The organism is Halorubrum aquaticum (assembly GCF_900113615.1).
Lineage (GTDB): Archaea > Halobacteriota > Halobacteria > Halobacteriales > Haloferacaceae > Halorubrum > Halorubrum aquaticum.
This window is the reverse complement of record NZ_FOPZ01000008.1, coordinates 108082-117640: the sequence shown is the minus strand read 5'-3', so window position 1 is coordinate 117640 and position 9559 is coordinate 108082. Positions and strand designations below refer to the sequence as shown.

Annotated in this window: 10 protein-coding genes and 1 tRNA gene; 4 read left to right on the top strand and 7 right to left on the bottom strand. The window is 65.0% G+C overall.

What is annotated here, in order from left to right; all coding sequences use genetic code 11:
- Positions 1-431, bottom strand: a 431-nt coding sequence (locus F3H10_RS08990) for an NADH-quinone oxidoreductase subunit C (protein WP_149784434.1), incomplete at its 3' end; no start/stop codon positions are given.
- Between the two features lie 84 nt (positions 432-515).
- Here F3H10_RS08990 and F3H10_RS08985 point away from each other — a divergent pair.
- The gene (locus F3H10_RS08985) at positions 516-1184 is read left to right on the top strand and encodes a helix-turn-helix domain-containing protein (RefSeq protein WP_149784433.1); all 669 of its coding nucleotides are present in this window, start codon (positions 516-518) and stop codon (positions 1182-1184) included.
- A 45-nt stretch (positions 1185-1229) separates the two neighbouring features.
- Here the strand turns inward: F3H10_RS08985 and F3H10_RS08980 are convergent, their stop codons facing one another.
- From F3H10_RS08980 to F3H10_RS08970, 3 genes are all read right to left on the bottom strand, one after another.
- Positions 1230-1973 carry a ThuA domain-containing protein gene (locus tag F3H10_RS08980; RefSeq protein ID WP_149784432.1) on the bottom strand — a complete coding sequence of 248 codons (744 nt, stop codon included), beginning with the start codon at positions 1971-1973 and terminating at the stop codon, positions 1230-1232.
- A 211-nt stretch (positions 1974-2184) separates the two neighbouring features.
- Entirely contained in the window at positions 2185-2892 is a 708-nt protein-coding gene (locus tag F3H10_RS08975) for a class I SAM-dependent methyltransferase (RefSeq protein WP_149784442.1), read from the bottom strand.
- Entirely contained in the window at positions 2850-3602 is a 753-nt protein-coding gene (locus tag F3H10_RS08970) for a hypothetical protein (RefSeq protein WP_149784431.1), read from the bottom strand. Before F3H10_RS08970 ends, F3H10_RS08975 begins: the two co-directional genes overlap by 43 nt.
- A 530-nt stretch (positions 3603-4132) precedes the next feature.
- On the opposite strand from F3H10_RS08970, the gene F3H10_RS16350 reads away from it, so the two are divergent.
- Together F3H10_RS16350 and F3H10_RS16345 are read left to right on the top strand one after the other, a co-directional pair.
- Positions 4133-4594, top strand: coding sequence for a hypothetical protein (locus tag F3H10_RS16350; RefSeq protein WP_223174281.1), 462 nt, complete (start codon positions 4133-4135; stop codon positions 4592-4594).
- Positions 4595-4741: 147 nt separating this feature from the next.
- Positions 4742-5170, top strand: coding sequence for a hypothetical protein (locus tag F3H10_RS16345; RefSeq protein WP_223174280.1), 429 nt, complete (start codon positions 4742-4744; stop codon positions 5168-5170).
- A gap of 672 nt (positions 5171-5842) precedes the next feature.
- Here the strand turns inward: F3H10_RS16345 and F3H10_RS08955 are convergent.
- From F3H10_RS08955 to F3H10_RS08945, 3 genes are all read right to left on the bottom strand, one after another.
- Positions 5843-6016: transfer RNA gene (locus F3H10_RS08955), tRNA-Trp, on the bottom strand.
- An 84-nt stretch (positions 6017-6100) separates the two neighbouring features.
- Positions 6101-6325, bottom strand: a complete 225-nt coding sequence (locus F3H10_RS08950) for a DUF5795 family protein (protein WP_149784428.1) — start codon at positions 6323-6325, stop codon at positions 6101-6103.
- Between the two features lie 77 nt (positions 6326-6402).
- Entirely contained in the window at positions 6403-7410 is a 1008-nt protein-coding gene (locus F3H10_RS08945; RefSeq protein ID WP_149784427.1) for a DUF5794 domain-containing protein, read from the bottom strand.
- A gap of 584 nt (positions 7411-7994) precedes the next feature.
- Here F3H10_RS08945 and guaB point away from each other — a divergent pair.
- Positions 7995-9482, top strand: a complete 1488-nt coding sequence (gene guaB / locus F3H10_RS08935) for an IMP dehydrogenase (RefSeq protein WP_149784425.1) — start codon at positions 7995-7997, stop codon at positions 9480-9482.
- The last annotated feature ends 77 nt before the right edge of the window (positions 9483-9559 follow it).

The window sequence follows — 9559 nt, the reverse complement described above, 5'->3', positions numbered from 1 at the left end:
CCCTGCCACGTCTCGGGGAGGAGGATCCGCCGGAGGTCCGGGTGGTCGTCGTACTCGATCCCGATCAGGTCGTACGCCTCCCGCTCGTGCCAGTCCGCCGTGCGGAAGATCGCCTCGACCGACTCCGAGACGGGATCCGCTTTGTCCGCGGGTACGACGACGCTGACCTCCCGGGTCGGATCGTCGAACGAGCGGAGGTGATAGATCGACTCGTATCGGTTCTCGTACTCCTGGGCGGTGACGCAGGCCAGATGGTCGTATCCGGCCTCCGCTTTCAGCGTCGAGAGCGCCTGCCGGACCGCGTCCGGTCGAATTCGGGCGGCGGGGGCGTTCAGGTGCGTCTCGCGTGCCGTGACCAGCTCCCGTATCGGCGAGAAGGGGTCCGTCTCCGCGTCGGCTCGTTCGCGTTCGATCGGCGCGTCGGTCGACATGCTCGAAGGAACGCGACCGGACGACCCGACGCTTCTGCCGGATGGGGACGGGTTTTTATAAGCCCCCCGCCGTCACTGGCCGACGTGAAGTACCTCCGGGTCGAACTCCGGTACCCGCCGGACCTCATGCATCCGATACACCGGCTCATCGACGAGTCGGACGCGGTCGATCGGGACGTGCTCCTCCACGGAACGGTCCTCGACGAACCGGACGACACCTTCCTGTTCTACGTGGAGGGCGACATCGACGTGTACACGGACGCGCTCCGGTCGGTGGACCGTATCCGGCAGTTCGAGGTCACGCGGATCGACGAGAGCGGACACTACGTCTTCCTCACCCAGCGTCGCGACGCGGTCGACGACGCGACCTTCGACCCGCTCCAGCGGACCGGCGTCGTCGTCGTCCCGCCGATCGACTTCCGGCCGAACGGGATCGCCCGGCTGACGGTCATCGGGAACGGCGGGCCGTTACGCGACGCGCTCGCGGAGCTTCCGGAGCGGATCGAGACCACCGTGCTCCGGATCGGCGAGTACGACTGGCGACAGGACCTCTTCGACCCGGGGCTGACCGACCGCCAGTTCGACGCGCTCGCGGCCGCCGTCGAGAGCGGATACTACGAGTCCCCGCGGGAGGCGACCGTCGAGGCGGTCGCCGAGCGGATCGACGCCTCCACGAGCACCGCCTCCGAACACCTCCGGAAGGCCGAATCCGCCGTGATGGCCGCGTTCATGGACCTCCGCGAGGTGCCGTGAGGGACCCGAAACCGTAGTCGTCGTCGCTCGGCGAGCGCGGCGTCGCTAGTGGACCGTTCGGTCGTCGCTCGTGTCGATCTCCTCGATCGGGTCGGCGTTTCCGAACTCGGGGGACCGGCCGTCTCCGGGTGTCGCCCACTCGACCGCGTTCCGGAGCACCTGCCGGATGTCGTCGTCGTAGTAGATCGGGTACGTCTCGTGGCCCGGCCGGAAGTAGAACACCCGCCCGTTCCCGCGCCGGTAACAGCAGCCGGAGCGGAAGACCTCGCCGCCCGCGAACCAGGAGGTGAACACGAGCGAATCGGGCTGCGGGATGTCGAACCGCTCGCCGTACATCTCCGTCTCCTCGAGTTCGACGTACTCGCCGATCCCCTCGGCGATCGGGTGGCCGGGCTCGACCGTCCACAGCCGCTCGGTCTCGGCGGCCTCGCGCCACTTGAGCGAGCAGCTCGTGCCCATCAGTCGCTTGAATACCTTCGAGTAGTGCGCCGAGTGGAGCACGAGCAGCCCCATTCCGTCGAGGACGCGCTCGTGGACCCGGTCGACGACCTCGTCACGGACCTCGTCGTGGGCGGCGTGGCCCCACCACGTGAGCACGTCGGTGTCCTCGAGGACCGCCTCCGAGAGGCCGTGATCCGGTCCCTCATCGAGGGTGGCGGTTCGGACCTCGTGGCCGGCCGCCTCGAGGAAGTCGGCGATCACCGCGTGGATGCCGTCGGGGTAGACCGCCGCGACGTCGTCGCTCTCGCGTTCGTGACGGAACTCGTTCCAGACCGTGACGCGTGCCATACGGAGCCTCCCGACCGGACGGACTTGTAGGCTCGTATCTCGAGACGGTCGTTCGTTCGACGTACCGGTTCGGGTCCGACGATTCTCCCATGCGGTGAGTTTCCGTGCGGCTCGTTGAACGCGGACCGGGTCTCGGTCACTCCGGTTGACACGGATCGGCTGCGACGTCGAGGCCGTTCGGGAGTCGTGAGAACGCTGCCCGCCCGACAGGTTACCGAACGGCCGTCTCTCGATACCCGGCACTCACCACGATGGTTCCGAACACGAACGTCCCGCCCTCCACCCCGTTCATCCGCGCTTCTAACTCACGCCGAGCGGCCGCCGTCCGTCGATCCAGTTGCCCCAGTGGGTCCGCTCCGGTCGCGTCGAACAGTGACGTGTTCAGCCGCGTGAACGCCCACAGCGCCGCGTTCGCGGCGCGGTTCCCGCGCGGTGCGAAGCCGGCGACGACGACGCTGTCGGCCAACTCGCACCACTCGCCCACCACCGCCGCCGGATCGGGGAACAGCGAGGTGACGAACGTCGACAGCACCGCGTCCGCGTTGACGACGGGCGGGGTGGCCGCATCACCCTGTACGAGCGAGACGTTCCGCCAGCCACGTCGGGCGATCAGTGCCTGCGCCCGGTCAAGCATCCGCCCGGTGAGGTCAACGCCGACGACGTGACCCGACGGGCCGACCGCCTCCCGGAGCGCGGGGAGGTTCGGGCCGGGGCCGCAGCCGAACTCGACCACCGTGTCACCCTCGTTCAAATCCAGTGCTTCGACGCAGGCGTCCCGGACGCCGCCGACGTCGGCGGTCGCTCGCGCGAACCAGTCGTAGAACCGTGCCCAACGGCCGTAACTCTCCTGTACGCGGTCGACGTGCTCGGGACCGGTCACGACTCGCTCACTGCCGCGGGCAGCGTCTTCGGCCACCAGCGCTCGGGGCTCTCCCGTGCGACCGCGGAGTAGCACTGCTCGGATCCAGCACAGCCCCGCGGCCGCTGGTAGTCGATCCCGCGCTCCGCGAGGTAGGTGACGTAGCCGTCGTCGACCCGGTCGAGTTTCTCGTGGCAAAGCCAGCGCTTTCCGCACCGACCGGCGCCGAGGTCCCGGTACGGGCAGGTGAACGTCGTCCGCTCGGCGCCGTCGGACGCGGTGTCGTCGATCCGGACGCCGACGAGTCGATAGGCGAACCTGAGCCGGCGAACCACGGTTTCGGGCGCGCTGACGCCGAGGAACAGTCCGTGTGCCACGGCGTAGCCGAAGTCGTGTAGCGCGCGCTCGACGAGGGTGAGGTCGTCGGGGTCGTCCTCGAGCAGGTCTCGGAGGTCGGAGTACCACACGGCCACTTCGGCGATCTCTGGAAGTTCGGCCGCGGCTTCCGTCAGTCGTCTTCGGCGCTCGGGTAGCGGCGCGGCGCCGTCGCTCAGGCGGAACGCGGGGACGGCCTCGGCGTGGACGAGCAGTTCCTCGCGGAGCGCGTCGCCGCCGGCGTAGGCGTCCACGAGGCTGTAGAGACGGTCGTACCACTCGCCGGCCATCCGGCCGTAGGCGCCGTCAAGCAGGTCGTCAGCGCGGTCGTCGTCCGGTGGCTGGGGGAAGCGGTCGATCAGGCGACGTAGCTGCTTGGGGTCAGGCCCCGCCATACGTGGGTATGGGCGTCTGGCTACTTGAACGTGGGTGCGCGCGGTCCTCGTCGTGTGTCGCTTTCGTGGCGGTGTTTCGACGGTGGGCCACTGCGACGGTGACCGCGACAGCATCCCGAAACACGAGCACTCGTGACCGCAGTGCGCCGGGCAGGAACCCCGGACAGCACCGAAGATGCGTTAGAGTCAGCGGATACGGATGGGTTCGAGTGGTGACCGTACTCGAGGTCGCGGTTCGGGCTTCGTGGCCACCGTACGGGTTCCACACCGGAACTCGGAGCCCTTCGTGACGGTGGGAGAGCCGGAGTATCCGAGGCTCACGCCGGAACCCCTCCAGTCACGGACCTGTTTTTCGTTAAATGTTATTACTGAGAAGCGATACGTTAGACCTAAGACCGCTATGGGGCCGGAGGGATTTAGGAACCCCCGCCGTCGTGCCATTTCACGGCACTCCGGGGCCTATCTACCTCGCTCCCGACAGGTCGCTCACACCCGCGCCTCTCTCCCACCAACGGTGGTCGGATTCAACCGTGAACCACAACGAACCTGACGACCCATCCGAAGTAACGAGCCCGAGAAAAGCGAGAAGGCGATTCATCGCCAGCAAACGCGGAACGGTCAAAGACTCCACCACGCGAGCCTACAAATACCCGACTAAGAGTTTCGTACAGTTCTGTGAGGACCGCGGCGTCGAAACGACCGGCGAGATCGGGGGCCACGTCATCGGCTCGTGGAAACGGGAGCGCCAAAGAGAGGTCGCGCCCGTCACTCTCCAAAACAACGTCAAACACCTACTGGTCTTTGTCAGGTGGTGCGAGTCGATGGAGTTGATAGACTACGGGACCGCCGATCGAGTGAAAGTCCCCGACATTAGCAAGAAGCAACAGGTGAGCGACGAAACGGTCCGAGTCGGCCAAGCCGAGAACGTCCTCCATTACCTCGACACCTACGAGTACGCGAGTCGGGAACACGCGCTGTTCAAACTTATGTGAGACACCGGATGCCGAATCGGTGGGGCTCTCGCTCTCGACCTTGATGACCTCGATCACAAACATCCCCGACAGCCGCGGCTCTACTTTCGGGACCGCCAAGACGAGGGAACTGGACTCAAGAACGGCGAATCCGGTGAGCGGGACGTGATGATCAGCGATCAACTCGTCGCCGTCCTCATCGACTACATCTCCGCGAAACGCGACGAAGTGACCGACGAGTACGGCCGTCATCCGCTGTTTACGACGCCGAACGGCCGACTCTATCGACAGAAGGCTTACAACAATTTGGTTCCCCGAACCCGGCCGTGCGTCACCACCGGAATGTGTCCTCACGATCGGGAAGAAGCCGAGTGTGACGCCGCCCAATCGGTCGAGAAGGCACCTTCTTGTCCGTCCAGTAAATCACTCCACCCCATCCGGCGGGGCTCGATCACGAACCAGATCAATCTCGGATGGGACAAATCGAAGTTGTCCGAACGGGTTGACGTTTCGGTCCCGGTGCTGGAGAAGCACTACGATGACAGAAAACTGGAGGAGGAAGCCAGAGGTCGAGAGGAGTTCACCGACCTTCTCTAACAGAAGCCTTTTCTAATTTTATTATTTGTGTCTCTGTGAAAATTCTATCTTTAGAGATATTCTCGTCTGTAACAACTGGTCGCTGAAGAGTGCCTATTCTTCAGACCGAGAGTAGAACCCGAATATAAGGGATAAGAAACCAAAAATTAGCCAGAATATGAGACTCGGATTGAAAAATAAATCCAGCGAGAATTGTTCTGAAGGCAAAATAGTATACCAGATCGGCACACTAATAACTAAACCTAATATTGCGACGAGGATGAACTTGGAGTTGTCATCCATATTGTCTAATATATGTTCAGAGGGCTACTAGTTATCTATGCCGATACTGTTTGATTATCTCCAAGGATTTCTTCGCCTATTAGAGAACAAGCCCGTCGGTATCTGTATATTCTGTATTGACCACGGCCGACTCAACCGAGAGGATCTGAAACGTGCGAGAAGGTGGCGGGTTTGAAAATTTGACATATTCGCGCCCCTATCTGTATGAGTGATAGACTGTGGAGGAATCACGGTTATATATGCCGCGACCGTGAATCCAAGTGATCACCTAACGGTGGCGGGGATGAACCGGTAGCCGGTTCAAATCCAGTTGTCGAATCTTCCAACCGAAATTCGAGAACAGGAGTTAGAGATGCTGTGCTGGCGGTTTATTGAGGAGAATCGAGATAATGGGGCCGGAGGGATTTGAACCCCCGATCGACTGATATCTCCGGTACGCCTCGGAACTCCAGAGGGTCGTCAACGCGAGCGATGATCAGTCGCCCGCTCGGTATATCAGTCTGGAGTGTCGTCCCGGGCGTGGCCTCTGGAGTCAGTCGCCATGCCTGGCTTGGCCACAGCCCCGCGTGCTTCCGCGAACGGGAGTTGCCGAAACGCGGATAAAGGGGTTTCGATCCGGAACGATCGACGGACGCGACCGCCGCCGAACTACTCCCGGTCGTCGTCGGACCAATCGCATTCTTGACATTTATATCCCGTCACGAACTCCGTGACGCTGGGCATGTACCCGACGCTGATGACGTCGCCGCCGCAGTCGGGACACTCGCGGTCGGCGTCGGTGATGTCCTCGGCCTCGAGGATCGAGTCCCCCTCGACGAGTTCAGCGAGCGTTTCCGGCGTCACCATCCGACCCTGCACGACGCGATTTGACATACCCGGCGTATGCGACGGAGCTACCTAAAACCCGTCAAGCCGGTCGACGAGATCGACCACGCGGCGGCGCGAGTCGGCTACAGCCACGGCGCGCGGGAGTCGTCCTCGGTGAACGGGCTCGCGGGCTCCTCGCCGTCCCCGTCGTCCCCGGTCGCGGTCACCGCCACGTCGTCGTCGACGAGTCCGCCGGAGTCGTCCGGCGTTCCCACCGGCGTGTCGGTCGGTTCCGGTGCGGTCGGGTCGATCGCGTCCTCCTCGTGGTCGTCATCCGTCTCCGAGCCGTCGTCGTCCGAAGCGCCGGCCGAGCCGTCGTCGTCCTCGTCGTCGGCGTCGGGGCCCCCGACGCCGTCGGCGTCCGGGTCGTACGCGAACAGCGCGGTGACGCCGAGCACCGCCAGCGCGATGGGAGCCTCCGTCTGCATCAGCCCGAACGGCCGCAACAGGATGGGGAGCGCGAGCACGCCGAGCGCGACCGCCGACCCGAACCGGAACCGGTCGATGTCGACGCGGCCGCGCAGGTGCGGGGACAACAGCGCGACCGAGAGCGCGAAGCCGACGCCGATGGCGGCCGCGGCGGTGCCGTTCACGACGTACTCCATCGACGTCTCGACCGCGAATCCGGTCGGATCGAAGCTCGCGACGAGCCCCAACCCGATGATGACGGCGGGGCTCGGCAGGTACTCGCCGAACTCCGCACTGGCGGTCTTCGCGGCGATGGACAGGATGACGAGGCCGGCGAACCGCTCGAAGATGGCGAGCTCCAAGAACCCGCGGAGGGTCGGCGCGAACGCGGCCTCGACGGCGGCGACCGGTATGATGACCGCGCCGATGAGCAGTATCGAGGTCACCATCTCCTTGCGGGTGCCGTCCATCTCCGCGAGGATCACGGCGATCGTCGCGGAGCCGCCGAAGATGAGGATCCCGGTCTCGACGACGCCCGCCGCCGAACTCAACACGCCGGCGACCACGAGCGCCGGGAAGATCCCGTCGACGAGCGGCAGGGCCATCACGGTCGCGAGCAGCTTCGTCGCGCCGCCCACCTGTCGCTCCAGGCGGAGCGCGACCGGGTGACGTGAGACGCTCATTCAGGGACGATGCCCGTGACCATGGGGCACGCGGCGGGAAGCGGACGACCTCCGATGACCGGATCGGTCATCGGAGTCGGAGCCGACCGGGGTCCGACGAGTCCGTGTAAAGGCGGAGTACGTATTGCCGGGTGTAAAGGACGCGCCGAGTTCGAGCGTCGGCTGACCGGCGATACGCACGTTCACGGGACTGTCGGAGTCCATACCCGTATTACGTGTTGCGGTTGGGTTAAACGTTGTGTGAGGATTGATCGCACGACTCGGTCGTTTCGAAATCTTTGTTTATATAGGGCGGTGACGATGTTCGAGAGATACCCGAGATTATTCGAACATCCTTCGGTAAACGGATACCATGAGAAACGATCCAGATCCTGTCGAATCTCGGATCGATCCTCCCACCGGGCGACCTCCTCGTGGCCGAACGTCGGATCGATCCCGAACCTCGGATCGATCCCGGACCCCGGTTCGACCACGGTGACCGGATCAATCCACGATCCTGATCAACCGGGCAGGATCGGATGTGAATAACCTCCACATCCGTGCTGACTCGCAACGTTTTTGATTCCGCTCTCACGACGGTTTACATGGCGACAGATTCCGACCGATTCTCGACGAAACTCGACGTTCCGGAAGCGCTGACGTTCGACGACGTGCTGCTCCGCCCGATGGAGAGCCGCGTCGAGCCCGACGACGCCGACCTCTCCTCGCGCGTCTCGAAGAACGTCGAGCTCAACGTTCCCGTCCTCTCGGCGGCGATGGACACGGTCACCGAGAGCGACCTCGCGATCGCGATGGCCCGCGAGGGCGGTCTCGGCGTTCTCCACCGCAACATGACCGTCGAGGAGACGGCCGCGGAGGTCGAACGAGTCAAGCGCGCCCACGAGCTCGTCATCCGCCGCGAGAACGTCGTCACGGTCTCGCCGGACGACACGGTACGGGAGGCCGACCGACTGATGGAGCACGAGGGCGTCTCCGGCGCCCCGGTCGTCGACGACGACGACTCCGTCCTCGGGATCATCTCCGGGACCGACATCCGTCCCTACCTCGAGGTCGGCGAGGAGGATGCGGTCCGCGAGGCGATGACCGACGAGGTCATCACCGCCCCCGAGTCGGTCGACGCGCGCGAGGCGCTCGAGTTGATGTACGACCACAAGATCGAGCGCGTCCCCGTCGTCGACGACGGCGACCACCTCGTCGGGCTCGTGACGATGCAGGGCGTCTTACAGCGCCGCGAACACGAGCAGGCCGCCCGAGACGAGGACGGCCGCCTGCTCGCCGGCGTGGCGGTCGGTCCCTTCGAGGAGGAGCGCGCGGTCGCCGCCGACGAGGCCGAGGCGGACGTGCTCTTCATCGACTGTGCACACGCGCACAACCTCAACGTGCTCGAGTCCGCGGAGGCGATAAAGGAGACCGTCGACGCCGACGTCGTCGTCGGAAACGTCGGGACGCGGGAAGCCGCCGAGGCGGCCGTCGGCTTCGCGGACGGGCTCAAAGTCGGGATCGGACCGGGCTCGATCTGTACCACCCGCGTCGTCAGCGGCGCGGGGATGCCGCAGATCACCGCCGTCTCGGAGGTCGCGGACGTCGCCGCCGAACGCGACGTGCCGGTCATCGCCGACGGCGGGATCCGGTACTCCGGCGACGCGATCAAGGCGATCGCGGCCGGCGCCGACGCGGTCATGCTCGGCTCGTACTTCGCGGGCACCGAGGAGGCCCCCGGACGGGTCATCACGATGCAGGGGAAGAAGTACAAACAGTACCGCGGGATGGGCTCCGTCGGCGCGATGAAGTCCGGCGGCGGCGACCGCTACCTCAAGGACGACGACGGCGACGAGGAGTTCGTCCCCGAGGGCGTCGAGGCGGCGACCCCGTACAAGGGGACGCTCGCCTCGGAGCTCCACCAGCTCACCGGCGGCATGCGCTCGGGGATGGGATACGTCGGGGCCGACACGATCCCGGAGGTCCACGAGACCGCCCGGTTCGTCCGCGTCTCCAGCGCGGGCCAGACCGAGGGCCACCCCCACGACGTGATGATCACGGACGAGGCACCGAACTACAGCCCCCAGGAGTGACCCCGAACTACAGCTCCTAGGAGTGACCCCGATCGGCAGTCCTCGGGAGTGAGTTCGATCCGGCGGGACGCGGGTGT